Source organism: Cytobacillus sp. FSL K6-0129 (assembly GCF_038007625.1).
Taxonomy (GTDB): domain Bacteria; phylum Bacillota; class Bacilli; order Bacillales; family Cytobacillaceae; genus Cytobacillus; species Cytobacillus kochii.
Genome location: NZ_JBBOXM010000001.1, coordinates 3,743,303 through 3,769,532, shown reverse-complemented (window position 1 = coordinate 3,769,532; position 26,230 = coordinate 3,743,303). Strand labels below are relative to the sequence as shown.

General features: G+C 35.9%; 30 protein-coding genes and 1 pseudogene. 10 read left to right on the top strand and 21 right to left on the bottom strand.

The window, feature by feature from the left end:
• Positions 1–90: 90 nt before the first annotated feature.
• Positions 91–408, bottom strand: a complete 318-nt coding sequence (locus MHI57_RS19135) for a hypothetical protein (protein WP_340977802.1) — start codon at positions 406–408, stop codon at positions 91–93.
• A 407-nt stretch (positions 409–815) separates the two neighbouring features.
• Here MHI57_RS19135 and MHI57_RS19130 point away from each other — a divergent pair, with 407 nt between their 5' ends.
• The 3 genes from MHI57_RS19130 (at position 816) to MHI57_RS19120 (ending at position 2,330) form a co-directional block, all read left to right on the top strand.
• Positions 816–1,229 (top strand): MarR family winged helix-turn-helix transcriptional regulator, encoded by a 414-nt coding sequence (locus MHI57_RS19130; RefSeq protein ID WP_340977800.1) that lies wholly within the window; start codon positions 816–818, stop codon positions 1,227–1,229.
• 157 nt (positions 1,230–1,386) lie between these two features.
• Positions 1,387–2,055 (top strand): hypothetical protein, encoded by a 669-nt coding sequence (locus tag MHI57_RS19125; RefSeq protein WP_340977798.1) that lies wholly within the window; start codon positions 1,387–1,389, stop codon positions 2,053–2,055.
• A complete protein-coding gene (locus MHI57_RS19120; protein ID WP_340977797.1) occupies positions 2,052–2,330 on the top strand; it encodes a hypothetical protein in 279 nt (92 codons plus the stop codon). Before MHI57_RS19125 ends, MHI57_RS19120 begins: the two co-directional genes overlap by 4 nt.
• A gap of 450 nt (positions 2,331–2,780) precedes the next feature.
• On the opposite strand, the pseudogene MHI57_RS25090 reads toward MHI57_RS19120, so the two are convergent.
• The 7 genes and pseudogenes from MHI57_RS25090 to MHI57_RS19085 form a co-directional block, all read right to left on the bottom strand.
• Positions 2,781–2,948, bottom strand: a pseudogene (locus tag MHI57_RS25090) (HIT family protein); the annotation flags it as partial.
• A 361-nt stretch (positions 2,949–3,309) separates the two neighbouring features.
• A complete protein-coding gene (locus tag MHI57_RS19110; RefSeq protein ID WP_340977795.1) occupies positions 3,310–3,966 on the bottom strand; it encodes a Type 1 glutamine amidotransferase-like domain-containing protein in 657 nt (218 codons plus the stop codon).
• A gap of 175 nt (positions 3,967–4,141) precedes the next feature.
• Positions 4,142–4,633, bottom strand: a complete 492-nt coding sequence (locus MHI57_RS19105; RefSeq protein ID WP_281202745.1) for a hypothetical protein — start codon at positions 4,631–4,633, stop codon at positions 4,142–4,144.
• Between the two features lie 133 nt (positions 4,634–4,766).
• On the bottom strand, positions 4,767–5,645 hold the full coding sequence (locus tag MHI57_RS19100; protein ID WP_340977793.1) for an alpha/beta fold hydrolase: 879 nt from the start codon (positions 5,643–5,645) through the stop codon (positions 4,767–4,769).
• Between the two features lie 99 nt (positions 5,646–5,744).
• On the bottom strand, positions 5,745–6,014 hold the full coding sequence (locus MHI57_RS19095; protein ID WP_340977792.1) for a CPCC family cysteine-rich protein: 270 nt from the start codon (positions 6,012–6,014) through the stop codon (positions 5,745–5,747).
• A 227-nt stretch (positions 6,015–6,241) separates the two neighbouring features.
• The gene (locus tag MHI57_RS19090) at positions 6,242–7,006 is read right to left on the bottom strand and encodes an HAAS domain-containing protein (protein WP_322910169.1); all 765 of its coding nucleotides are present in this window, start codon (positions 7,004–7,006) and stop codon (positions 6,242–6,244) included.
• Positions 7,007–7,020: 14 nt separating this feature from the next.
• Complete coding sequence (locus MHI57_RS19085; RefSeq protein WP_095370623.1) at positions 7,021–7,347, bottom strand: PadR family transcriptional regulator; 327 nt, start codon at positions 7,345–7,347, stop codon at positions 7,021–7,023.
• 294 nt (positions 7,348–7,641) lie between these two features.
• Between MHI57_RS19085 and MHI57_RS19080 the strand changes: the two genes are divergently transcribed.
• Positions 7,642–8,592 (top strand): lytic polysaccharide monooxygenase, encoded by a 951-nt coding sequence (locus MHI57_RS19080; protein ID WP_340977789.1) that lies wholly within the window; start codon positions 7,642–7,644, stop codon positions 8,590–8,592.
• Between the two features lie 153 nt (positions 8,593–8,745).
• On the opposite strand, the gene MHI57_RS19075 is transcribed toward MHI57_RS19080, so the two are convergent.
• The 5 genes from MHI57_RS19075 to MHI57_RS19055 are packed head-to-tail and all read right to left on the bottom strand — an operon-like array spanning position 8,746 to position 13,071.
• Positions 8,746–9,348, bottom strand: coding sequence for a YIP1 family protein (locus MHI57_RS19075; protein ID WP_095370624.1), 603 nt, complete (start codon positions 9,346–9,348; stop codon positions 8,746–8,748).
• 55 nt (positions 9,349–9,403) lie between these two features.
• Positions 9,404–10,597 (bottom strand): ABC transporter permease, encoded by a 1,194-nt coding sequence (locus MHI57_RS19070; RefSeq protein ID WP_095370625.1) that lies wholly within the window; start codon positions 10,595–10,597, stop codon positions 9,404–9,406.
• Between the two features lie 2 nt (positions 10,598–10,599).
• On the bottom strand, positions 10,600–11,286 hold the full coding sequence (locus MHI57_RS19065) for an ABC transporter ATP-binding protein (protein WP_095370626.1): 687 nt from the start codon (positions 11,284–11,286) through the stop codon (positions 10,600–10,602).
• Positions 11,283–12,404 carry an efflux RND transporter periplasmic adaptor subunit gene (locus tag MHI57_RS19060; RefSeq protein WP_307315174.1) on the bottom strand — a complete coding sequence of 374 codons (1,122 nt, stop codon included), beginning with the start codon at positions 12,402–12,404 and terminating at the stop codon, positions 11,283–11,285. Before MHI57_RS19060 ends, MHI57_RS19065 begins: the two co-directional genes overlap by 4 nt.
• A 7-nt stretch (positions 12,405–12,411) precedes the next feature.
• Positions 12,412–13,071 carry a Yip1 family protein gene (locus MHI57_RS19055; RefSeq protein ID WP_307315176.1) on the bottom strand — a complete coding sequence of 220 codons (660 nt, stop codon included), beginning with the start codon at positions 13,069–13,071 and terminating at the stop codon, positions 12,412–12,414.
• A 165-nt stretch (positions 13,072–13,236) separates the two neighbouring features.
• Between MHI57_RS19055 and MHI57_RS19050 the strand changes: the two genes are divergently transcribed.
• Positions 13,237–13,485, top strand: a complete 249-nt coding sequence (locus MHI57_RS19050) for a hypothetical protein (protein ID WP_095370629.1) — start codon at positions 13,237–13,239, stop codon at positions 13,483–13,485.
• Between the two features lie 280 nt (positions 13,486–13,765).
• Here MHI57_RS19050 and MHI57_RS19045 read toward each other — a convergent pair whose 3' ends face one another.
• Complete coding sequence (locus MHI57_RS19045; RefSeq protein ID WP_340977788.1) at positions 13,766–14,368, bottom strand: TasA family protein; 603 nt, start codon at positions 14,366–14,368, stop codon at positions 13,766–13,768.
• A gap of 51 nt (positions 14,369–14,419) precedes the next feature.
• Positions 14,420–14,959 carry a signal peptidase I SipW gene (gene sipW / locus MHI57_RS19040; protein ID WP_340977787.1) on the bottom strand — a complete coding sequence of 180 codons (540 nt, stop codon included), beginning with the start codon at positions 14,957–14,959 and terminating at the stop codon, positions 14,420–14,422.
• 254 nt (positions 14,960–15,213) lie between these two features.
• On the opposite strand from sipW, the gene MHI57_RS19035 reads away from it, so the two are divergent.
• Both MHI57_RS19035 and MHI57_RS19030 read left to right on the top strand, forming a co-directional pair.
• Complete coding sequence (locus tag MHI57_RS19035) at positions 15,214–16,938, top strand: M4 family metallopeptidase (RefSeq protein WP_340977785.1); 1,725 nt, start codon at positions 15,214–15,216, stop codon at positions 16,936–16,938.
• A 543-nt stretch (positions 16,939–17,481) separates the two neighbouring features.
• Entirely contained in the window at positions 17,482–18,204 is a 723-nt protein-coding gene (locus MHI57_RS19030; RefSeq protein WP_340977784.1) for a MerR family transcriptional regulator, read from the top strand.
• Here the strand turns inward: MHI57_RS19030 and MHI57_RS19025 are convergent.
• Positions 18,196–20,214 carry a HelD family protein gene (locus MHI57_RS19025; protein ID WP_340978662.1) on the bottom strand — a complete coding sequence of 673 codons (2,019 nt, stop codon included), beginning with the start codon at positions 20,212–20,214 and terminating at the stop codon, positions 18,196–18,198. The two genes, MHI57_RS19030 and MHI57_RS19025, sit on opposite strands and share 9 nt — an antisense overlap.
• 209 nt (positions 20,215–20,423) lie before the next feature.
• Here MHI57_RS19025 and MHI57_RS19020 point away from each other — a divergent pair, with 209 nt between their 5' ends.
• Together MHI57_RS19020 and MHI57_RS19015 are read left to right on the top strand one after the other, a co-directional pair.
• Positions 20,424–21,656, top strand: a complete 1,233-nt coding sequence (locus MHI57_RS19020; protein ID WP_340977782.1) for a helix-turn-helix domain-containing protein — start codon at positions 20,424–20,426, stop codon at positions 21,654–21,656.
• A 295-nt stretch (positions 21,657–21,951) separates the two neighbouring features.
• Positions 21,952–23,163 (top strand): MFS transporter, encoded by a 1,212-nt coding sequence (locus MHI57_RS19015; RefSeq protein WP_340977780.1) that lies wholly within the window; start codon positions 21,952–21,954, stop codon positions 23,161–23,163.
• Positions 23,164–23,260: 97 nt separating this feature from the next.
• Here the strand turns inward: MHI57_RS19015 and MHI57_RS19010 are convergent, their stop codons facing one another.
• Positions 23,261–23,557, bottom strand: a complete 297-nt coding sequence (locus MHI57_RS19010) for a hypothetical protein (RefSeq protein WP_095370637.1) — start codon at positions 23,555–23,557, stop codon at positions 23,261–23,263.
• Positions 23,558–23,676: 119 nt separating this feature from the next.
• On the opposite strand from MHI57_RS19010, the gene MHI57_RS19005 reads away from it, so the two are divergent.
• On the top strand, positions 23,677–24,270 hold the full coding sequence (locus MHI57_RS19005; protein ID WP_180317013.1) for a hypothetical protein: 594 nt from the start codon (positions 23,677–23,679) through the stop codon (positions 24,268–24,270).
• Positions 24,271–24,275: 5 nt separating this feature from the next.
• Here MHI57_RS19005 and MHI57_RS19000 read toward each other — a convergent pair whose 3' ends face one another.
• The 4 genes from MHI57_RS19000 to MHI57_RS18985 all read right to left on the bottom strand — a co-directional run bounded on the left by MHI57_RS19000 (position 24,276) and on the right by MHI57_RS18985 (position 26,098).
• Positions 24,276–24,590, bottom strand: coding sequence for a hypothetical protein (locus tag MHI57_RS19000; RefSeq protein ID WP_322910180.1), 315 nt, complete (start codon positions 24,588–24,590; stop codon positions 24,276–24,278).
• A gap of 16 nt (positions 24,591–24,606) precedes the next feature.
• Entirely contained in the window at positions 24,607–25,005 is a 399-nt protein-coding gene (locus MHI57_RS18995) for a hypothetical protein (protein WP_322910181.1), read from the bottom strand.
• A 69-nt stretch (positions 25,006–25,074) separates the two neighbouring features.
• Positions 25,075–25,530, bottom strand: coding sequence for a hypothetical protein (locus MHI57_RS18990; RefSeq protein WP_340977775.1), 456 nt, complete (start codon positions 25,528–25,530; stop codon positions 25,075–25,077).
• A complete protein-coding gene (locus MHI57_RS18985; protein WP_322910182.1) occupies positions 25,520–26,098 on the bottom strand; it encodes a histidine phosphatase family protein in 579 nt (192 codons plus the stop codon). Before MHI57_RS18985 ends, MHI57_RS18990 begins: the two co-directional genes overlap by 11 nt.
• Positions 26,099–26,230: the final 132 nt, after the last annotated feature.

Below are 26,230 nucleotides of genomic sequence, written 5' to 3'. Positions count from 1 at the left end.
GTCAAGAAAGCAACAATCTATACGAAAACAGCCTAAATTAAAGTACCCGTTAATTTAAGTGTATTTATTCACAATTTTTTCAGATGGACATTAAATAAATGGATTTTCAATAGTACTAACTTCTTGGTGTATTACAATTGGGTCGGAAATTAGACCATATTTCTCATCTTCAGGGTAAGTAACAGCAATAGTTGGTTCACTACCTGCAAAAAGATGAATGACATCCCACGATGACCAAACTGTACAAAGAAAGAAATGGGCATATTTATCTTGCTCTACAATTTTTACATATGCACCTAAATTTCCATCTAGTGAAATAGATTCTTCAACCCCTGTTTTGTTTAAATGGTCTTCAAAATCTGCCTTTTTCTCTAGTGGTACTATTCCGTGCCAAGTACGTGTTATCACATAAATTCTCCTTACTCTTCTAATGAATATTTATAACTAAAAATTTTTAACTATACATATATTACCTGAGACAATACTTTGATAACAGAATTATGCTTATTTCTTATTCCACTAACCTGCCACTTTTGTTAAACAAGAAAAAAAAGAACGCTCCAGCGATCCTCATCTTTAACTCTTGCACCTGTTAGTTTAAGTGTAATGCTCCACAACCGATAACAATGTTTCTTATTATGAAAACTGCTGATTTGTTTAAAAAAGAACATTAACCCATACTACAATTTATTTCTTTGAAGCTATTTTAATTAAATTGAATATTTTCCAAGACAAACCTATGCTGTATAATTTGAATTGTTAAGTAAACCATTGTATTGGAAATTGGTTTAAAAATATAAATAGGCTGTGATCACATGTCAAAACCAAGTCAAACACAAGAAATAGAAGTTATCATAAAAGAAATGCTAGAAATTCAACAAAAATCTAAAGCTTTTACCAACCTATTAACGGAGAATGAGTTACTCCACCAAAACCAGCTGGTGCTTCTTTTGCAATTAAAAATTAATGGGATGATGAAAATAACCGAAATTGCAGAAATATTTAGTGTAACCCCAGGAGCTATCACATCTATGGTTGATAAATTAGAGAAACTAAGCCTTATACAACGTGTACGTGAACTAGAAGATCGCCGCGTAGTAAATATCATGTTAACACCTGAGGGAGAAGTTAAAGTTCAAGAAGTATTCCTTAAAGTTCCTCGTGAGAAACTCACTTCCATAGCAAAAGTTTTAAAAGAAGTAAATACGTTAATGAGTACTATATTCTAAGGATTTTCTTCACAGAAATCCTTTTTTTATTGAGAATATTTAAATTTCCATAAATTAATTAGTATCATTGACAAACATGAAATAATATACTTTAATGAGTGTATATTTTAATAATTAAAATATATACTCATTAAAGTATTTATATGGTGGTGAAATGATGGCAAATGAGCAAAACGGAAAACTTCTTAGTTTAACCCTCACAAATGGTACTATAGATACTATAGACAAGGATTATGAAAAATTAAAAATCCGCGGTTCAGTTAAAGTACTGCACGATGTTCAAGTGAAAGAAATCTCTACTCATGGTTACAGTTTGTTTCAATTTCAAGTTATTTCAGAAATATTAAAAAACACTGGAAAGTGTATCCTAAATGGAGACAATAAAGTGGAAAAACTCACTAATAGTGGAATATTAAAAATAAACAAAGGAGAGATAAAGCAACTTACTAGTTCAGGAAGCCTTACTATAAAAGATATTATTCATGTAACACAAATGAATGCTATAGGCGTAGTTCAGGGGAAAGAAATACATTCTGATAGCTTTCACCTTAAATTAGCTGGTCCAAATAAAATTGATCTACTTATAGCGAATGATATATGTGTTGAAAAAACAAAAATGAATTTAACATCATGGAATAAGAAACTAATTTGCCAGCAAATTAAAGGAGATACTATCCAACTATCTCACACAATTGCTAAAACCGTGGAAGGCAATGTAGTGACTATTAATAAGAACTGTGAGATACAGAAACTTTATTACAAAGAGCATTATACAATATCACCTCTTGCTACTGTTCATCAGATCATAAGGAGGGAGGAAACTTGATTATTTTTAAAATGATACGTTCTTTTCTTTATCTACTTGCAATACCAGTTCTTTTTATATTATATATAGGGTTGATATTTAGTGCCGTTTTTTCCTTAGCTGCAGGTATCTTACGAACTTTTGGCTTTGAACAAATCCCTATGACTATTTGGAAAGACATTGATCTACCAGTAATTTTAAGTATTCCCTTCTCACTTATACTGTCTATCATATTATTTATTGTTTGCATCTACGTGAAACGCTCCATTACCTATCTCAAGTCGCATCTTAATTAATAAAATACTAACGCTTAGATTAGAGTTAATGTTATTTAGTATGGGCTACACTTCCTCCTTTGAGTTCGTAAACAATGACTTTATACGACTCTATGGAGGGAGTGTAATCTTTCTTAGTGTATCTATGTAGCAGCTCTTTTCTTTATTACAGGAATGCTACCCCTTCTAGTTCCAAAAGATTTCGAAAAACAGGAGCATTAATTCTCCTAAATTAATGCTCCAAATAATTTACGTACATTGTTTTGCAATATTTTATTGAATAAAAAAAACTTAACATACCTATTTAAAGTTACGAGTACAATTTTTCCCATTCACTCAACCCAAAAAAACTACATTCTCATATCTTTTATATAGTTTTAAACCTAATTTTCCATAAAACTCGATAGAACGTACTAAATCTTTAACTGGTAAATATGCTTCATACAGTCCTTTTATCAATGACCTTCCCCCCATGTAGCCAATTCTTTCTTCTTCGGTAAGTTCATCAAAACATTTAATATGACGTTTTGAAGCTAATATGATTAAGCCCCTTATTGGATATGCAACATCTTGATGTGCATGAAAATATTCAGTTTCCACCACTACGCCACCTTCAGGTTTAATAAGTCCGCTTGTCAAAGCACAGCTTAAACACTCAACTTCTCCAGTTTTTCCATTAGATAATAGATAATGTAATTTTCCTCACTCAAATCCCCCTTATGTTTGTTAATCTTTAATTATTGTTATTCCACATTCCTGCAACTGTAGTTTAACATTAATTTCCTTTTTGTCGGCATAGAAAAAGCGTCTCTGTCTAATTGCAGAAACGCACCCTTTAGATCAATAAGAATTTAATTACTTTAACTAAATATTTTGTAGAAGGGGTGAAGTAGAAAAATAGAAGCAATTCAACACTCGTGCTAGTTCTCCTTCAATATATTTAAAATAGAGACGGTGCATAAAGAAATTAATTCAATTAAGCCATAGTGATTCGCTAGAACTAGAGCGTCTCATCCAACTTCTGTATCTTTGAGTCGGAAATTAAATATACATTGCCAAAAACGTCGATTTTATCTCCTTTTACACGTACAGCGCAATCTTTGTTCGACGCATAAATATTTATTTCTTCCGATAGGGGAGATAGTTCGCTTTGAACCAGTGCCATGTTATTTTCAAGATCAAAATGAGACAGGACGGAAAAATTGTCAAGACCGATTCTGTCGTAAACTGAGCTCATTTCAACTTCATCTCCAAAGTTTTTCGAGCATAACCATTTAGCGGACATGTTGATTGCCCCAGCGCTTGCTCCCATTACAACGGCGTTGCTTTTTTTAATCGAATCCGATAATTCATACTCCATCAAAAAACCATTTTGATTAAGAATATTGCCACCCAACAAGAAAATTACGGAAGCATTTTGAATTATCGTTTGGGCATCTTCCTTCTGTAAGCGATAATTAATTAAATGATATTCATCAAACATAATGCCAGCCTGTTCAAGCCACGACCGTTCAGTAGCACCATCATTTTCAAAAACAGATGGATTCGAGCTAATCATAGCAAGCGATTTTCTAACAGTTATATCCTCCTGTAACGCCATACCCAGATTCTCTGGAAAAAAATCGTTAAACCAACCTAAATAATAGTGAGTTTTCATAATTATCCCCTCAGCAAAGTGTAAATAACATTTATTCTTTGCGTCACTCATTCTGTTTTCTTGTCACTCTCAATTTAAAAAATATTAACCTTAAAATATACGTTAGGAATATTAAAAAACGTTACTTACTAAGAAGTTCAATAAAAAAGCGTTTATCCTTTCTTGGATCAACGCTTTATTTCTTATTAGGGAGTTTTTCCGACACAATAAAGGGTTCGGTCCTTAAAATTTCTTTTCCATCCTCTGAGACAACTACTCTTGTTTCTTTTACATTTAATACAATTCTTAATGGGTTTTGCATTGATACAAACAATTCTCCTTGCTCATTAGGCTTAAATAAAGTATCTCCCACCATTGTTCCAAAAGTTATTTTAACATTTTCCTTAGGTCCAAAAACGACTCCTTGGTTTTTCTCTCCTTCAAGTGAAATCTCATAATTGGCAGAATGTTTCAGGCCTTTTGCCGATACAATTACTTCAATAAGTCCGTCAGAAATGGCAACTTCATCGGAAATTGGTTCATTAACAGCAATAGTAACTCTACCTGACCCTTCTTCAAAAGGAATATCCTCAGCCTTATAAGCTTCAACTTTAATAATACTTGATTCATTTGAACAACCAATTAAAAAAATGCCAAACCCCAAAAGATAAACAATGACATTACGCATTGATTTCCCCCTTTATTTTATGCTCAACATACTTTATTCTTCAATATGATTCGTTTTCCTTCTTAAACTAACCTGCCCCTTATGTGACATAAGAAAGGAACAATACCATTAATCAAGTATTGCATCCGTTACTCTAAGTATGTTTATTCACAATCTCAGAAATTATTTGAATGATAATGCCTGGTCTATTAATATGTATAGAATGGCTTGCATCTCTTACAAATACAATTTTGCTATCGTTAGAAAGGTTAACCTGTCTGTTAATGAGTTCTTGCCATTTTTCTTCAAAGATTATTAATTCTCCTTCTGGTAGCCCATCCTGTTTTCCTAGCTTAATGTTAAACTCTTTATCTCTCCCTAAAACAATTAATGGTACATTAATAGTAGTTTCTAAGGACTTAATAATTTTAGCATCTTGTTTCCAATTGCTTATTTCAGAATGCATAGCTTTGTATAAAGAAGGTTTTATTTGAAAATCTAATAACCTTTGTTGAATCTCTTCAGGAATTGATTTTAGCTCTTCAGGAATAGTAGGATTTAAAATTCTCTTTAATTGTTCTTCTTCCATCGAGGAATAAGAATTACATTTCTCTAACCAATCTTCATCGGTCTCATCTTCATCCAATACAGGTAAATGTAACTGGTCCAATTCCTGTAAATCCACAGAAGTTGAATCCACCAAAACTATTCCTGCAACCTTTTGAGGATGAGTTTTAACAAAGTGTTGTGCACACAATCCTCCATATGAATGACCAACCAATATGATTGGTTCAGTAATTTCAAGAACAGTCAGTAATTCAAGTAATTCATTAACGACAGCCTGTGTATTACGAGTTTCATTCCCATTCCGAATTTCACTTTCTCCAAGTCCAGGTCTGTGAAACATTACTACTCTGTTTGTTTGGCTTAAAACCTTTGTAATGTTGTACCATTCATCAAAAGAACAGCCCATTCCAGTTAGTATAATGATAGTTTGCCCTTTGTTACCTTTACTAAGGATTTCCATCTTCACTTCTTTTATTTTTAATAATGAAATAATATTTATTCCCCCTAGAATAACAAAGAGTCTTCCCTTTATTTAAGGAAAGCTCCCTTAGCTGAATAACTTTCTTTAAAATTTTAATGGTTTCCAATTAGGGTCTTTTACGTCTTTCTCATTAGGCTTTCTTACAATCTCAATATATCTTTCTTCACAACCCCCAAATACAACATAGTTTTTTTGTGCTTGCCTTAAAGAAGGGATATTTGCACCGCCCTCATAATCGGAGTCACTATACTGAACTCCATCATCTTCCCAAAAACAGATACTACAAATATCATAAGTTCCAGGCGGTTCTTCATCTAATGTTTTATAACCACAACAAGGACAAGTATATTTCATACAATCACCCCAATACTTAAGTATAATAGCTTCAATGTTTTTAGACTTAACACTAAGCCCCTTTTGTTATAATTTTGCTCTAGACTTTAATTCTCCAAATTGAGTAAATCTAATCTTTTCGCTATACTCCTGGGTTGCCTTAATGTTAAACTTTCTTGCCTGTTTCTAAGCCCTGTTGCGTATAGAAAGAGTGAGTATGCCTAACAAAATAAATTATTATTAGCACCTCATTCACTTCCTTGCTGCTTCTTCTTTTCCTTTGCAAAAATATAAAACAAGTACAGCCCAATGAGGCTATAAGTAATGAACATGCCAATAATTAGCTTACTTGATTCAGATAGCGCCGTTTGCTTAAGTAAAATATCTGGTAAGAAAAGTGCGAGTAAAACAACTGGAATAATGATCGTTTTGCTCCATATGGAGAAGGCGATGATGAGTATGAATACAACGCTCCCCAACACAATACTGCCGATTTCTCCAAAGTTGACGATCGGTGTGTCTATCATTGTATCCAAAAATAGGACTAATAGATAAAACAGCATGCTAACGATGATTGGTAACGATAAGATGATTATTTCCTTTGTGACGGATGTCTGTTTTCTTGATGTATATTTGAATACAATGGAAACACCCATAATAAATAGGATGGTATAAACAATGATTCCAATGATATTAAATAGACTATAAGCGAGTACTCCATTATCAAGTAAATCTCCGAATATGGTAAAAGCAATCGGTCCCAGCAAGACAAGTGGAAAGTACTTTGCCCATGATGCAAGATCTGATTTCATTTCACCTGAAATACTCTCCATATAGGCACTTGGGGAGTCTCCTACAATTTGGTCAATCGATTTACCATTTGCTTCTGCTTCTATTAGATGATCTTCGAGTTCTGTAGTAATCTCCTTAATTTCGTTGAGGTTTTTTCCACTTGATAGTAAATAGATATGCAAGTCCTCAAGAAATTTTCTACTCTTCTGTGTTAATGCCATTTTTTCCACCTCCACTATTCCATTTCTTTTTTTAGGACGGCATTGACGCTTTTCTCTAGCTGTTGCCACCTCAGGATAAATTCTGCTAATGCCTGCTTGCCTTCTTTTGTAAGAGAATAATATTTTCGCTGCGGTCCAGCTGTCGATGCTCTGCGAACAGAAGTGACTAATCCTTCTCTTTGCATGCGCATGAGTAGCGGATAGATCGTCCCTTCACTCACCGCATCAAAGCCATAATCACCTAGCCGTTCAGCCATTTCATAGCCATAGCACTCTTTACCATCAATAATCGCTAACAGACAGCCATCGATAATTCCCTTCATCATTTGTGTTTGCGACATTTCTTTTCCACCCATTTCACTATCTTGTTTTACAAGGTATAGGAACAGTATAAAAGATACTATCTTGTAAAACAAGGGTTATAGTATTTATTTTTCAATAAAAGCGTCTCTAACTCAAACGTTTGTTAAACCATTACCCTTGTTCCCTCTATCTATACAGATATCAATTGGATATTATATTACAAAACTTGGGCTATCGTATCTAAATGAAAAATTAGGTCCTTCTGACATTTATTCATAACCAATAGAACGATACACTTTTAGTACGTTCAATTATTAAAGGAGATGAAGGATATGAATGGAAAGAAAAAACGGTACCTCAGTGGGGCGATACTTATGACTGCCATGCTTATGGCTCCAGGTGCAGCATTCGGACATGGTTATGTCGAGCAACAACCTTCTCGTGCCCTTTTATGTGCACAAGGTGTCAATGAAAATTGTGGCGGAGTTCAGTATGAACCACAATCAACCGAAACAACAAATGGTTTTCCTGAAGCAGGTTTAGAAGATGGCCAATTTGCTTCTGCCAATGGGATATTTCCTGAATTGGACGAACAATCCGAAACGCGATGGGCAAAAGTCGATATGGATGCAGGGGAGCAAACATTTACATGGCATTTGACTGCTGCTCACTCAACAGCCAAATGGCATTATTACATAACAAAAGAAGATTGGGACCCTAATGCACCCTTAACACGAGATCAATTTGAATTAACCCCTTTCTTTGAAGAAAATGATCATGGGGCAGTCCCAGGCTCAACCGTTTCACATGAAGTAACCGTACCTGCGCGTGAAGGCTATCATGTGATCTTAGCTGTATGGGATGTGGCGAATACAAGCAATGCCTTTTATCATGTGATTGATGCCGAATTCTCTGGTGAAAGTAATATACCTACACCCGAACCTGATCCTGAGCCAATACCTGAACCGGAAGAACCAAGCACAGACCCAGAACCCGAAACGCCTATTGAAAGCGATACTTGGCAGACAGACACTATTTATGTAGAAGGGGATCGTGTAATTTATAACGGTTTAACATATGAGGCACAGTGGTGGACAAAAGGGGATCAACCTGGTATATCGAGTGTGTGGCAACTCATCAGCGAAGCGGAAAACCGTGAATGGAATAGCGAAGTCATTTACTATGGTGGTGACCAAGTACTGTTTAATGGGCAACTTTATAAGGCTAAATGGTGGTCAAAAGGGGACGTGCCAGGTGAATCTAGTGTCTGGGAAGAAATTTAAGTAGGTGAATAACTTATTGCTCTCCTAATTAGACAAGAGAAGTTGTGTGGGCATTTCTCATTTGCCCACACTTCTTTTTTCATTTGGCGAAACCGCCTAGGTAGACATCTCATTCCTCTTATCTATCAGCTTACCACCGTCTCTCTTCCTTCATTATGGGAGGATCGTTATAATGAAAATGAAAAGAACATAAAGACTAACCATTATCCACGCCCACATTCTCCTAATTCCAGCTGTATATTGAAGACCTATACCTACGAGTATAAGTTCCCATATAAAGAATACTTCGAGTATATGTAGCGGACTTGACACGTCACTGTTAAACAAATAACCAATACTTGTTATCTTAATTAAGCCATCACTACCAACTAGGGCTTGAATAATGACATTCAAGACATTACCAAAAGTCGTTACAATGACAATATATGTATACATGGAAAATAATTGTGTAAAGGTTGCACCTGTTTTGACCACTTTTGTTACGACCCAAATTATTAAGCTCACAACTGTTATAAAAAATATGGGACCAAATAAACTGGCAATAGAGATTGGTACGATACTTAGCCACATACCTCCCATTTCACCCAAACCGACTTCAGAAAATATACTGGATTCTACGTAAAATGCACCGAAAAACATATGGATAAAGGATAAAATAAAGACGATAAATAAGGCACTTTTCACCTTTGGTGTTTGCTTTAACTGTTTAAAGAGCATAGACGGCTCTGATACTAGTGCTTTTAAATCGTTCCACATCACGGTTCCTCCTCTAACAAAAAGAAGTGCAGCTTATCTACTACACTTCTTCTAATTATTCATAACGCAATGATTCAATAGGGTCGAGCTTTGATGCTTTACTTGCAGGTAATATCCCAAAGATGACACCGATTAGCATAGAGAATAGCATGCCTCCAGCAATGACTTGCCAACTCATGAGAGACGGCCAACCCGCAAATAGACTAATTAATGTTGTCACACCCCAACCAAGCAGAATACCGACTACACCACCAATGAAAGTAAGTGTAATTGACTCTATGAGGAATTGAGTTAATACTTGCTGTCTCGTTGCGCCTAACGCTTTTCTTATGCCAATTTCACGCGTACGCTCTGTGACAGAGACAAGCATGATATTCATGACGCCAATTCCACCGACAAATAATGAGATCCCGGCAATACTACCAATAATCATCGTCATAATTGTTGTGACCTGACCGAGTCCTTCAGCGATTTCTTCCATATTTAACACTTGGTATGCTTCTTCCGTGTTATAGCGACTGTTCATTAGAGAGACTGCTTTCTCTCCTGCCTGCTGTAGATCATCTGCCGAATCAGTCTGTAATGTCACTTGCGATATATCACTACTGCCATAAATCGTTAACCAAGTCGAACTAGGCAAGTATACTTCCATACTACCGAAGGAGAAAATCCCTGTTGGTTTTTCTAGCACACCAATAATTTCAACCGGTTGAGCACCAAGGCGAATCACCTCACCCACTGCTGCTTCTCCTTCAAATAGCTCTTCCTGAAGTGATTGACTAACAATAACAGCCCGTTTTCCACTTAAGAAATCTGCTGTTGTAAAACCTCTTCCATCTGATAGATTTAACGGGTTCAATTGAAAATAAGATTCGTTAATCCCCATTAAAGTTGCTTCTATCTGCTGATCTCGAAACTGGACAGGGCCGAATTCTAAGCTTGACGCAACGACCCTTTTCACTTCATCAATTTCCTCTAAAGCGCGAATATCCTCTTGTGAAAAAGCCGAGGCATACAATGCATTAGGATTGGCCATTATCTCTTCATCTGACGGTTGATAAAATAAATCAACCGTATTTCCCGGGCCTGTGAGTTGCGATTTCAACATGGCTTCCCCGCCCTGGCCAATAGCAACAACAATAATAACAGAGCCAACACCGATAATGATCCCTATCATTGTAAGAATGGAACGCAGCTTATGTGCCATTAACGAACTAAGTGCCATTTTTATACTTTCAAGAAGGCTCAAAGTCATCGCCTCCCTACTTGGCGCTCATTTTCGACAATGATACCATCGCGGACGAGAATTCTACGACTCGCATAAGCGGCGATTTCCGGTTCATGTGTTACCGTTACAATCGTAGTACCTTCTTTATTTAGTTGGGTAAAAAGCTCCATAATATTTTCACTCGTTTTTGTATCGAGCGCGCCAGTCGGTTCATCAGCCAAGATTAACTTCGGTTCGTTCACAAGTGCACGGGCGATGGCTACCCGTTGCTTCTGTCCGCCTGATAACAAACTCGGAAGCTGTTCCATCCGGTCTTCTAAACCCACCTTAATGAGCGCCCGCTCAGCTTTAGCCATTCTTTCCTTCTTATTCAGACCACTATAGATCATCGGAAGTTCAACATTTTTTAAAGCCGTCAGCCTTGGTAGTAAGTGAAATTGTTGAAAGACAAAACCAATGGACCGATTTCTAATTTTCGCTAGTTCCACTTCAGAATATTGCGATATATCTTCACCGTCTAGTTGATAGGTTCCATTCGTCGGTCGGTCTAGACAACCAATAATATTCATTAATGTCGATTTTCCAGAACCAGACGGTCCCATAATTGCGAGTGACTCTCCATTTTCAATCGTTAAGTCAATGCTTTGTAAAATATCGACCATTTCATCGCCTATCTGGTAAGATTTTGTGATTTCTCGTAAATGAATCATTCGACTTCCACTTCCAAGCCATCACTCAATTCATCAGAAGGATTAGTAATCACATCATCTTCAGCTGTTAAACCATCTAATATCTCTATCTTTTCACCAGTGGCAACGCCTACACTCACGTCTTGACGATGAGCTTTTCCATCTCTTAAAAGATATACATAAGATTCACCATCCGCAGATAACACAGACTCAGATGGGACAGTAAGTGCCTTCTTACTACTTGTCTCCACTTCAATAATTAATTGGAATCCTGTGCGCAATTCAGTTATATCATCTTCAATTTCAACTGTCATTCCATATTGCGCTGGGGTCGCTTCACCAGCGACAGACTGGCTGTTTTCATCTGGCATTAAACCGATGAAATTAACCTTCCCCTTCCATTCTTTATCAGGTAATACATCTGTGCGAATTGTCGCTTTCATCTCTTTCTCGACCTTTAAAGACTCAAATTCTGATAAAACACCTCGGGCTACCATTTCATCCGTATTACCAATATGGATGACTGGCTGCTGAGCCATTGGATCCGTTGGTTGGTCTTCATTCACTTGTAAAATTGTTCCGTCTAATTTACTTTTTATCTCTAAATCTTTTTGTTGTGCTTCAATTTCTTTCTTTTCTAGAAGTAACTGACGAACATCTAAATTTGCCATTCTTAAATCTAATTGCAGCTGATCTCTTTCCGGTGCTATTTGCTTAGCGGCTTCTTTTTTGCCGACTTGATCACGCAATTCATTTTCTTGGTCTGAGAGTCGATCTAATTGTTTGTCCACTTGATTGATTCGTAAATAACCAGATTCAATCTGTAAACTCAACCTTTCAAGCTCCATCGCCACTCGTGTATCATCATACTTGGCGACAGCTGTACCTTTTTCAACAGCATCGCCTTCCTTTACAAGGATTTCAGCAATTTCTTCGCCATCTATACCAGGATACACTTTCTGTTCATTTTTCAAAGATAATGTACCTGGCACAATTAACGTATCTGTAATTACTTCATTCTCAGCATTTGCAGTCGTTACAGAAGGTCCTTTCGCAAAAGCTTGATGATAGACGCTAGCGCCTATCATCACCAAAACTACACTTACCACTCCAACAATGATCCAAGTTTTTTTCTTCATATTTATCTTAGACCGCCGTAGAAGTAACTAATGCGAAAATCATACTAATAATAAAGAAGGCAATGGCCACACCGTATGCAACACCTTTACTTAATCCCGCCACTTTATGCAAACCTAAACCGACAAGGATTGTTTGCCAGATGGAGAAAACTTCAATACTCGCCCAAACACTCGTAGCTTCTGCATTTAATACAGATGCTAAACTCGTCACATTTAACTCTGGGTTGCCACCAATTATCATACGAATGACACCATTCAAGATTAGTCCAATGACACTGATAACCAGAATGTATGTATTCATTGAGAAAAGCTGCTTAAATGACACATCAGAACTGGCAATTTTACAAATTAATAGATAAATAGCTGAAGAAATTAATACCGTAAAAATGGGTGAAATGATACCAATAATCACAAACATAATTAGTGAAATCATGTATACCATATCTTGTTCAGCTTGAGATAACTCATCAATTCCAAGATAAGCTGGGTCCATCGATGAAGCGGTAATAATCATACCCACTGTGAATAATAATGTCACTAATAATAGTGGTACCCAGATCTTCGGTTGTTGCTTAATCCGCTCAAATTGCTCTGATGGATTGGCAATCATCCCAAACAAACGTGGTTTCTTTGGCTCCTCCACCTCATGCTTTAATTCAGCTTCCATAAAAAAATCTCCCCTTTTTATAAACTTGCTACAATAATGTATACGTGGTGGTAATTGTAAAGTTTCATTTTTTTGGTAAATAATTTTATTAAAGACGCTGAATACTATCCGATGTTTCGCTCATATCATTAGCAAAGAAATAAAATTTAATAGAAGGAGATTGAAATGGGAGTGGAAGATAAAAGAGAACACTTAAAAGAAGAGCCATTTAGTTTTCAAATAATGAAAAATCAATCAGTTGTGATTTCCTACAACCATAAAGTCATAAAAACAATCAATGGAAAAGAAGCGGCGAAGTTCATAAATAAGATCGAGAACGAAGAGGGAAACATTCAATTATTGTTGGCAAAACTCACTGGTAACTTTAAACGAGGAAATGAAAGGTTGAGTAAGGAGCATCCAAAACAGCAGTAGGGAAACGCCCTTTTTAGGGTGCCTGATGACATGTTTCATCAGGCACTCTATTTAAAGGTGAAGCTTACTAATATAGAATAGCTTGATTCGAGTACATGAGTTTTTTGTGGCGCTCTTATTTTACATGCCTAATTTGAGACCGCCGTATCTAGTTTTACGATGGCCTCAATGTGCCATTCTGATTTGAGAGACCGCAATTCACTTCCATGCGACACTCTTAAAGCGGATCCCTCGTTCAAGAGCAATGTTTCACATTTTTATATAAAGACATTTAACCTCATTATTGCTCATCATAGTATTCCCCGGCAGTTTGCTCAGCATTAAATGTCCAATTTACGCGAAGTTGATCACCTTGAAATTGATTTTGATCTTGTCCATTATCAACAAATTCGAATAACACAAACATTTTTTCTTTCTCCCCTGCTAGGATACCATCGGGTATTTGTCCACCGCCAACGAATGTATCGATAGCCGTTAAGTCTGGCTCTGTATTCGATAATTCTGCCAATGTAGTTTCGACAACAGGGACTGTTGCGCTGCTTGTATTATACATAATCGTTACTTTGATATGGTCAGCGAAATCTTCTACATTATCCCCATTTGCATCCACTACAGAGTAATCTGTTTGTAGCAGAACTTTATGAATATCTAATGTACCATTATTCTCTAAAGTGAATTCTCGATAGATTTCATCACCTGGCTTGATATTATCAATATTCACAACAAAATTCGGATTTACAGCTAAATCTAGTGTTCCTGCTGCAAAAGTATTTTCAGTGGCAAAACTATCACTAAAATAAGCATAAGTGCCTCCGGTAATTAATGATAATCCAAGTGCAGCTGTCATCAGATTCTTTTTTGTTAACTTAAAATTTAATCCCATGTAAACATTCCTCCTAATATATGTTTCACTTCCCCTTGGTAGAGAAGAGAATTACTGCGTATATACCTCTTTTGGTTTTCTCTCCCCTGGTTGCACAAAGGCAGAGAAGAGTAAAATGATGCCTGGAATAATCATTAATAATGCGGCTCCTGCTTTTGTTTGTGCGGTATGCAGAACATAGCCCAGATAGGGGATAGTCACACCTGCATATTTCCCAACCACATGATGTGCTGGGACTTCCCATCTATCAACAGCGTCATTATTATCTCCTTTAGTCTTATACGTAATTGCCCCACCTTTTAAAGATGTTTCTACTATTCTATGTGTGATAAGGATCTCATCAAGTTTGAAAGTAATAATATCTCCTTTTTGATAGGTTTGATTTTCTTCTGTTCTGTTAATCGCTATCACTGAACCTGTTTTAAATAATGGCTCCATTGATCCAGAAAGCACTGTTTTAACCTGGTATCCAAAGAGATTGGGTTCATTACCAGTGAATCGAGCAAAAAGCATGATAAATAATAAAACACAGATAAGCAGAAATAGTAGATTACCAATTAAGCGCAGTGTCAATTTTGCTAGACTTAACAATATGAATGACTCTCCTTTCATAAAACTTCATCGTTTTTCTCTGCTACCAATAATATAACTGAAATATCTGAAAAATAAATTGGGTTATTTTTATCTGTAATTAGACCTAACAAAGCGTGCGATTCCTATAGAAAATGATAGAGTTGAGAGTCCAAAGTCGCGTTTTATTAACCCAATCGCTTACATATTGACGCAGCATTAAGTTTTCAGAATAATTGTAATTGTTTACAGAAAATGAATATGAGGTGATTGTTTTGAAGAAGAAAAATTTTACTAAGAAAGTGATTTTACCCACTGCATTAGCCTTGTCCGTCACATTCACGGGGTTTTCTCCATTGTCCACATATGCAGCGATTCAAACAGAGACCAATGAAGTCATCTGGCAAGCACCGAAAGGATTAAATAAAGAGGAGGTTGTACAAGCTTATTTACAGGACCAATTAAAAGATCAGCCCCAACCTAAAGCACGTTCAAGTAAAAAGAATGTGAATCAATTTAAAATCATTGATGAACAGGTTGATAAACAAATAGGAACGACTCATATGAAAACCGTTGAACAAATTAACGGGGTCCCAGTTTACGGCTCAGGCCAAACAATTTCACTAGATGAGGACTTAAATGTTTATGCTTCTATCGGAGAAGTAAATAACGAGTTAGTCAAGGTAAATATAAATACAACACCTACTATTACTGAAGAAGAGGCTGAGTCTCAGGCGAAAGCTGCGATAGAAAATGAAATTGGTGCGATAAAAGATTATGATGGCATTGAAACAGATCTGATGGTATTTCCAAAGAATGATGAATACCATCTGACCTATTTAGTAAAAGCCTCTACTTCTATTCCTGAGCCTGGTTACTTCCATTATTTTATTGATGCGCATACGGGTGAAGTACAACATCACTTTAATGCTCTTCATTCTGCGGAGCCGGAAACAGAAACTCTCAGTGCTCGTGGATTAGACTTATTAGGAAAAATGCAAAATTTCAATGCGACAAAGAATATTGAAACGGGTAAAACCCATTTATATTCATTAGAAACTGTCAAAAATCGTTCAGTACCTATTCATACGTATGATGCACAAAGAATGGGTGAAACGCCTTTTATCCTTTTATCTGCCTTACTAGGATTTACAGGATTTGAAGTAGAGACAGCGTCTAACTTCTTCTACGATCCAGCAGCTATTTCTGCCCAACAAAACTCGATAAAGGTAAACAAATACTATCAAAACGTACATGATCGTAATAGCTTAGATAACGATGGTATGAAGATTATTAGCACCGTGCACATTGGTGAAAAGTGGAATAACGCAGCGTGGAACGGGAAACAAATGCTTTATGGAGACGGTGATGGTTCATACTTCAGTTCACTAGCAGGGGCACTTGATGTTGCAGGACATGAAATGACACATGGCGTGATAACAAATACAGCTAATTTAACGTATGAAGGTGAATCAGGCGCACTAAATGAATCCATTGCTGATATTTTCGGTGTGTTAGCTGAGAATCATTCCAAAGCCGAAGAAGATAAAAATTGGGTAATAGGTGAAGATGTATACACTCCTAATATCCCAGGCGATGGAGGGCTTCGCTCCCTAGAGAACCCGAAAGACAATTCCCTTCACCCGAACTATGGGATGAAAGATAATGCATATCCTGACCATTATGATGATCGCTATTTAGGAGAGTTAGATAAAGGTGGCGTCCATATTAATAGTAGCATTAACAATAAAGCAGCCTACCTTATTGCAGAGGGTGGAGATCATTACGGTACGACAGTTAATGGAATAGGATCAGATAAATTAGGCAAAATTCTTTATAAAGCATTAACAGTCTATTTAGTGCCATCATCTAATTTTTCCGAGATGAGAGAAGCTATGGTGCAATCTGCACGTGATTTATATCCTGATAGAAATGGAGAACCTTCCGCTGAAACAGCTGCTGTAATGGCTGCTTACGATTCAATTGGAGTACTAGAATAATTATTGAATCTTGTAAGCTGAGTGGTAATCATAACGAACAAACACTATGAATAATAGTCTTTGTTCGTTTTTTTATGAAAATGGCTAGCGTTCAATCCGTTATGCCTTAGGGCCTTTTTAGGTTCCCACTCATATTTTTGGGTTTTTCTGATTTATGGACTAAACCTACGAACAGCTCACACAACCTCTTTGTCTGGATTTCATTTCCATATTCAGAAATTCAAATGACGTGCAAAACGCTTTTGCTCGGCTTTCATTTCGGTTTTTTCCTCTAAGTGACCAGTCTTTTTTCTGTCTTTTCTGCGTATACGTCTCTTGCAAACAGTTCGCTACAAGAATCCTCATCATTTATTATAGAATAATTAGGAGAAAATCAAGTTGTACCAATTAGAGTATGACATTGAAAGGCTAGAGATAGAAACCTTTTTCGGATATCTAGCTATTTTTATCATTTGCTTTAACCATGTTGATATGATAAACCTTAATTATTCGTGGGCTTTTTTTCATTACATTCTATCTTCAGTTAGTAAGGTGGCTTTTTTTATGAACACTAGTGAAATTGCTAAATTATCTAAGGTCCATCCAAATACAGTACGACTTTATGAAGAATGGCAGTTTATTTCGCCTGTACCAAGAAAACCAAATGGTTACAGAGTTTATTCTGAACTTCATCTTAAGCAAATGGAAATCTCTAGACTTGCTTTTAGACAAGAATTTATACAGAATAACCTTCGCAAAAAGGCAACAGAAATTGTTAGACTTAGTGGCCGCGAACAGTTCAAAGATAGCTTACGAGCAGCAGAATCCTATTTAACCTATTTGCAAACAGAATATGAGTTTGCTTTAAAAGCAATTGAGACGGTGAAAAATTTATTACAAAACAAATCGATTACAGGTGAAACTTACTCCCACAAGTCCGTTGCTTCTATGCTTCAGTTAACGGAAGAAACATTACGGAATTGGGAACGGAATCATTTGTATACTATTAAAAGAAATACGCAAAATCGAAGAATTTATACAGATCGTGATATTCAAAAATTACTCGTAATACGCGCGTTACGCAGCGCACATTTCTCGATTACTAGCATTGCACATTTATTTCAAGAAATGGAACAATCGAAAAAAAACACAGATATCCTGCAAATTTTACAAACGCCCACCTTTTCTTCGGATTTTTTCCATGTAACAGACGATTTAATGAATCAATTAAAGATAGCGATGGATGATCTGAAAACAATCATCGCTATCTTAACAGAACTACAATAATGGTGATGGTGCTTCTTTATCTACCAATACGGTTAATTCATGCATTGCTCTTGTTGAGGCTATATACATTAGCCCACGATCAAATTCGGTTCTATAATTGGTTTCATTCACAAAAGGTACGATAACAACATCAAATTCAAGACCTTTCGCATACTGAATCGTCGTTAAAACTAGACCTGTTTCAAACTTTCCCGTTTGGCCATCCAGTACTGTAAATGGTATGTTTAAACGTTCCTGCAAGATCTGTAAGTCTTTCTCCCCCTTACAGATAATGGCCGTAGTTCGATAATCATTCATCGCAATTTCATGAATCTGTTTCAGCATCTGTTCAAATGTTAAATACATACATTCTTTTGGTTCTTCCCCGTGTCTTGCAATTGGATGAATTTCCCCATTATGCATGAATTTTTTTGCATACAATGCAATTTCATATGATGACCGATAGCTGGTTGTTAATTCTACATATTCTAGATTATTAAACATGGCTTCAAATGCCTCTTTTGATATCGTTTCATATGGTAAGATAGCCTGACTAAAATCACCAATGATTGTTCGCTTACACGTAAACACTTTAGAAAGTACAGCATATTGGATTGGTGTATAATCTTGCATTTCATCTAGTACAAAATGCTGTACGAGCTCATACTGCTTGATACCTTTAAAATAAAACTGTACAAATAGATAAGGGTATACATCATTAAATTCAAAATGTTTTTTCGAAAACTTAAAAGAGTTTTGCCCCTGTGTTTCGATAAAAGAACGATAAATCTCTAACGGTGAAGAAAACAAGAGTCGTTTTTTCAGACGCTTTATGATTTCACTTTTATTCGGTATTTTCCCTTCTCTATCCCACTTAGATTTAAGCGCTTGAATGATATCATCTGCCATAAGTTCTAAACGTGTAACAATCGGCTCACTTCGATATTGAAGGAAGCGCCCTTGTAAATAATCAGCTTGTAGCACTACACCAGCAATGGAGATATTTTCGTTTTTAAGAAGCCTTGAGTCTAAGTTAAATAAAAAGGATTGAAGCTTTTGAACAAATGAATAATTCCCTTTCATTTTTGCACGTAAAGCCAGCTCCCCATTTGGATTCGATAGAATCTCTTTTGTTTCTCCCTCAAATGATCTAAAAGTTACACCAGCTGGTAATAAGTTTTCCGTAAGCTCGTCCAATGTAAAGGAGCGAATTGGCTCTTCACCTAGCTCGGGTAAGACGGTAGAGATATAGTCACCGAATACTTTGTTCGGCGACAAAATAAAAATACGTTCTGCTCGTAACGTATCACGGAATTTATATAAATAATAAGCTATGCGGTGCAAAGCAACAGCTGTTTTTCCAGAACCAGCAACTCCTTGAATGATGACATTATACGCTGATTCATTCCTTACTATTTTATTTTGTTCTCGTTGAATCGAAGTGACGATTGTTCTCATCTTATCATTTGTATGCTGATTTAATGTTTGCTGTAGAACTTGATCTTGTATTGTTAATGAGCTATCAAGCACATATTGGAGTTTAGAATTTTCTATTTTAATCTGACGTTTCTTAATAAGTTCTCCGTCAAACTGCTGATCCATCGCAATATAATAGGCCTCACCGACTTCAAATTCATAGTACATATTACAAATAGGGGCGCGCCAATCATAGATAATTTGTGTGCCTTCTTCATCGGCAAAACCGAAGCGCCCAATATAAAACGTCTCTGCCTCACTAGGATGGTCACCATGATATAAAAAATCAAATCGTCCGAAGTATGGGGATTCTATAAGCTTTCTTACCTGCTCACGTTCCACCACTCGTGCGAAACCATGTTTGTCTATCATACTTAAAGTTTGCTGGTAGTCATACACCTGGAATTTATCGAGTTCATTTTTATATTCAACCATATATTTTTGTAATTCCTTAAAATTGTGGTCTTGATCAATAATGTTTGATGAAAGCTTTTTATAGGCCTTTGTTAATTCATTTATAGTTTTTTCAAGATAAATAAATTCGCTTGTCTCCATCACAAAATTCCCTCCTTTTCAAGTGTATCACCAACTATAACAAATAGATTCTCGCTGGTGTTTAAGTGGAGGGTTGTATTTTTATTTCGGTCTTAAGAAGAATAGCGAGAGAAATAATTACAGAGTATTAAAAATAATATACCAATTCAATAAATCTATATTACAATTGTATACATTAATAATTAAATAGATCTAGGGGGTAAGTACCATTGTCAGTAGGCCATATTATTAAATTTTATAGAGAAAAAGAAGGTATGACTCAATCACAATTAGGTGACGGTATTTGTACCGCAACACATGTGAGTAAAATTGAGAATGGTAAAACAGATTATTCATTAGAAATTATTCAATTGTTTTCGCAAAAGTTACAAATTGATTTACAAAAAGAAAGTGAAAAGTTCGAGGAAATCGAAAAAACATTGCATTCTTTCAATGAAGCTTTGATTTTGAATAAGATTAAACAGGTAGAGTCTTACCGAAGAATTTTAAATAATATACCGTACTTACTATCTACTAAGTATGCCTATTTTTATCAACTGGTAATGCTACGATATTGGTTCGTAAAGGAGGAGAAGAAGGAGATCGATGCCCTCTTAGGTTCTTTAGACAAGGTAGAAGCATGGATGAATCCTTATGAAAAAAACTTTTTACTTCATATGAAAGGATGGCATCTCATCCGCTATTCTTCTAAAAAAGATGATCATTATGAAGCCATCGCTATTTTCAATAAAATCCAGATTGCCTATTACCCAAATGAGGAATTCTATTATCATTTAGCACTTGGTTATCAATATGTAGGCAGACAAGTAATGGCATACATGTATGCAGAAAAGGCATTAAAATACTTTAAAGAAATCAATAATTACGCTGATGCAATTAAGGCGGAGTCCTTGTTGTTATTACACATATCTGAAGATCCTTATGTCGATGTGAAACCTATGTATAACCGATTAATTTATGCGTGCGAATTAATTAATGATAATGACAAAAAAGGGATGTTACTGAACAATCTTGGAAACACGCTTCTCAAAAGAAAAGAATATAATGAAGCTTATCAATACCTGAAGGAGTCTATACGCCTATGTAATAAAAAAGGTAAAGTCTACATTCATCGACTTTTCAATTATATTCTCGTTGCAGTTGAAGGCCATTTAAGTAGTAAAAAAACCTTAAGAAAAAATATTATCGAAGGACAAAGAATAGCACTAGAACTAGAAGAAGAAGTCTTTATACACCTTTTTAAATTATTGGAGTATAAATTAGAAGATGAACAAGACAAATACCAACTATACTTAGCAGAAAAGGCATTCCCATATTTCAAAGAACATCAACACTTTGCCTTAATGAAATCATCTTTGAAGGAACTAGTCGAGATGAATCAAATGAATTCTTCCCCTCAGTTAACAAGTGAATTATTAGAAGAAGCTGTTCAGCTTATATAATTTACAACTGGCACTATAACTGTAAAAAGTTTCATCCCCTGGTATTCTTATCAAGCTGCGCGACAAACAAGAGATTGAAAGTTTTAATAAACAAAGGAAAATGAAGTATTTTAAACGAATACCTAAAAAGATAAAAATATACAACACTTCTATTCCATATAGATAAATTTGTAGAAAGTGAGACCCCCATTATCTTTCTATTGTTCGAAAGGAGTTTGAAGCATTCTTGAATAATCCAATTTGATTTACCCCTAAAAATCCAACTATAGACGAACAAAACTTGGGGGAAATAATCATGTTTCGAAACAAAAATTTTGCTTTATTAGTATCCGGGCAGTCTCTTGCGAATATGGGGGATATTCTTTATATTACATCAATCATTAGTATGATATATCAATGGACAGGGTCAAGCTTTTATACAGCATTTGTCCCTTTTACGATAACATCAGCTATGTTTCTATCAAGTTTACTTTCACCGCTTGCGATGAATCGTTGGAACTTAAAATGGCTACTCACCTTTTCACAAGTTGGGAAAACGATCATTATTATCCTACTCACCCTACTTGTAACTGAAATGGTTGCTGTACCTTTTATCATTGTCTTTTTACTCATTGCTGGCATCGGGTTGCTCGATGGCTGTGCGAATCCGATCAGCCAAACATTGATTCCTCATTATGTTAATAGTGAACAATTAGTGAAAGCAAATGGGTTTTTCGATACGATTACACAAATCATTCAAGCTGGCATGTGGTTCATCAGTAGTTTGTTGCTCATTCGTATTGGTAGCAACAACTTATTGTGGGTAGTGATTGGTTTATTCTTCTTATCTAGTTGTTTACTTTCTTTTTTAAACAGCGTACAAAGCTCAAACGAAAAACAACCGTCTCCGTTTGCCGAAATGAAAGAAGGTTGGCACATCCTGTATCGAAAACCGATATTGCGAAAAATGGCCTATATTGAAGGGCTTGATTCCATCGCTACTACAGTATGGATCGCTGCTATTCTCTATGTATTTGTGAGTGAAAGGCTACAAGCCGACCATCAATGGTGGGGCTGGATAAATGGCGCTTTTTTCCTTGGGCTCATTCTCGGCAGTCTTTATTGTATGAAGTATGCAAATGTAGTAGAAAACAAAATACGAAAGGTGTTTCTGTTAGGGGCCATCGCAGCGTTTTTTAGTACTTTCTTATTCGCTTTTAATACGCTACCCGTTCTTGCACTTATCCTTGCCTTTTCATTTGGTGCTTCTATGCAAATAAAAGGCATACCGCAACATACAATGATTCAAACGAGTGTGTCACTTACACAGTTATCAAAGGTCTACGCCGCACTAGGCGCTTTGGGCACAGGTATTTTCGCCCTTTCCTCTTTACTGATGGGATGGCTCGCTGAAACATTCAATGTTCAGCTTGTTTTTCTCCTATCTGCCGCTTTAATGGCCGTGATAAGTATTTTAATAAAAGTTAATCAACAGGTATTTGTTAAAGGAAATGTGAAGCAAACGTAAATGATGAAATGAAAACTTCCCATTAATCGTAAGGGAGGTTTTCTTCTTTTTTTAACTGTAATAGAACGAGAGATTTGACCAAAATTTAATAATTATTTTAAACCATAACCGCTTGTACAAATAAAGCAAAGACAACAAATAAATGAACAACCGCCAATATCCCAATGTATAAACCATTTACCGGAAAGAGTAATAAGTGAATCAAAATAAGTAAAAAACACTCCACTGCAAACAAGATAATAGTCAGACCGACTCGATTGGCTAGCTTCTTTTCATTCCTTACTCTTCCCTCTTTATAACCAGCGATAAAACTGACACTACCCTTACGTTGAATTAATACACCAATGACCACTAAAATACTACAAAGGAATACAGCAAGAATGATCTCCACCAACCTATGTGACCTCCTACCTTCTATCTATTTTTTTAAAAAATGTATAGGAAAAAGTTTAATTCATGATAAATGAGCCTAAATAGAAACTATATATTTTTGCTAGGGAGTGTGCATATATCGTGTTTGACCTTTTTGATTGGCTTAGACTTTTATTATCTGCCATTATCATTTTGCCATTAACAACAATCGTTCGAGAGTTTGGGTATTACCTAGCAGCGACCATTTTAGGGAGTAAAGAAAAGAAACTAGTGATTGGAAGTGGGCCGGTATTATTTAAAATACCTACTATCGAAGTGAGAAGATACTTCTTTATGAATAGCTGGATGGAGTATGAAGAATTAAATCCGAGCGGGCGCTTTTGGCACGGGTTCATATATGCTTCTCCTATTTTAACGACAGGTGGTTGCGCGATTATTGCTAATTCGCTTGTATTAGAAGGGATCTTACCAAATAATATTTTCTGGCAAACATTTATCTTTTATTGCTTTTATTATGTATTTTTTGATATTGTCCCTGTTTATTTGCCAGATGGGCAACCTACTAACGGTCGGGCAATTTTTGACCTCATTTATTACGGTGAGCGCTCCGATTATTTAAGACAGAAAAATAGCCAAAGTAATGAGCAACGAGCTTACACCGATGAACAAGAAGAAACAATGGAGAATAGGGATCGAGATGAAAAAGAACATAGTGACCATACCCAGCCTAAATAATTTCTTTAAGCTGAGGCTGAATCTATCTCACTGTTTTCTTCACGTTTACTTAGTTGATGATAAAAAATATTAGTCGCCGGAAAATAAATCACAGCACCCATTACCAAAAATATAATGAGTTGGATAACCTTTTCTTCTTTCAATAAATGTTCTGTATGATAAACAAATTGTAATTGCTCGTTCAATGAAATGGGAGAGGTAAATATCGATAAAATAAAACCTAAAATAACGAAAATGCCATAAATATTTAAAACAAACCTTATTGTGATTTCTTTTTTACCATATACGATTACCTGCTGTTCCTGTGATCTTGCGCCCATTTAACCTCCCCTTTCATTAAATCCTGATCAACACTAGAAAGAATATAAAAAAGCATATCGGTAAAAGAAAACTTAAAAGCGCTGTCTTCGTTTGATAGTTTTCCTGCTTCCTTTTTAACAAACGATCGATAACAAAAAACAACCATGCGGCAATTAAACTAATATGTAGGAGAACGAGTCCAAATATAGTATGGAAGAGAAAGGTAAGGAAGATAACTATCTTATTTTTCTTTTTAGCAAGTAAACTGGCAAGCCAATCACTAACGAGGGAAGTCGCTATTCCATAGATATAAATGACTGGAAGACTATACATCATAACAAGTCCAAGGAATTCTAATTCTATGAAATGAGGATTTAAGGTCAGTGGATAAAGCACGCTTGTAATGGAAGCTGCAATCAATTTTCGTCGAAACATATTGCCACCTCTCATTCGATTGGTCCCATTAATTATAACATAATTTTGAAAACTATATGAATTTTACCATTATGAACTTGCGATTCGATCAAGCTTTTTCAATCCTGATTGTTCAAACTCATTGGCTTCCGTCTTTAATCGGTTGATGTCATCCTGTTGATCTAATCCCGTTTTTAAAACTTCTTTCTCTAATTGATGTACCTCCGCCTTTAATGAGAAAGCTGTAGAGAGGTCGGCACTCGCCCCTTCAAATACGGATAACATACTTTCAGTTAGATTTTCAGGTGGCGGATATTGGCTGTATAAACTTGATAGCTTCGTTGCCTCTGTATATAAAATTTCTAGTTCCTTTAACATCTCTTCTGCTTGATTATCTTCCTTTGCTTCTTCATATGCCACTACATGAGTTTGATAGGAAGATTGTTTAGCTAACATTTCTTCCTTAAATTCTTCAAAATCAGCTTCCTTTGTGCATCCGAAAAGTAAAACTATCATGAAAATGAACCGACTATATTTAAGCTTCAATTGTATCCCCCTTTGGCAAAATATAAGTACTACAGCTCCAATGCGTGTGATGAATCATTCCGTGCCACTGTCGTTTTTCTAACTCTTTAGCCATGAGGCGATTGAATATGCCATGTCCGACTAAACAAACCGATCCTTTTTCTCGCGCTTCATTAATGAGAAAATCAGCCGCGGCAATAGCTCTCTCTTTAGCTTCACAATAAGACTCGCACCTATGTTTGGCACCTAAAAACCATGCGATTCTTAAAAAGAGTGTCCAATGTTTTGGCTTTAACCTTATAAACTTACTTAAGTAAATATGAGGAAGCTCTGCCTCCCGAAAAAGAGCATGAGCTGCATAACTTTGATTAACAGCTAAATAATGAAGAGTCGCCGTCGCACGTAACAAATCACTCGTCAGCAATGTATGTGCTTTTTGAATCTTTTCGATTGTCAGTGCTGGATATTGTTCCATTGGTTCGACTCCGGATTCATCATAAGCTTCTACCCACGAACGATACTGCTGCCCATTTATTCGTTTATTCTCTTTATGAATGGAGGCGCCATGTCTGATTAAGTTAATTTCCATCCTTATCACTTCTCTTCCCTTGCCTAACTTTACCTATGTCCACCTTCTCATAGGGGTCATTCGCATAGTTAAAGCCTCTCATTAAAAGTTAAATGATACATTCTCTTCTTAAAAATATTCTATTTAGTAAAC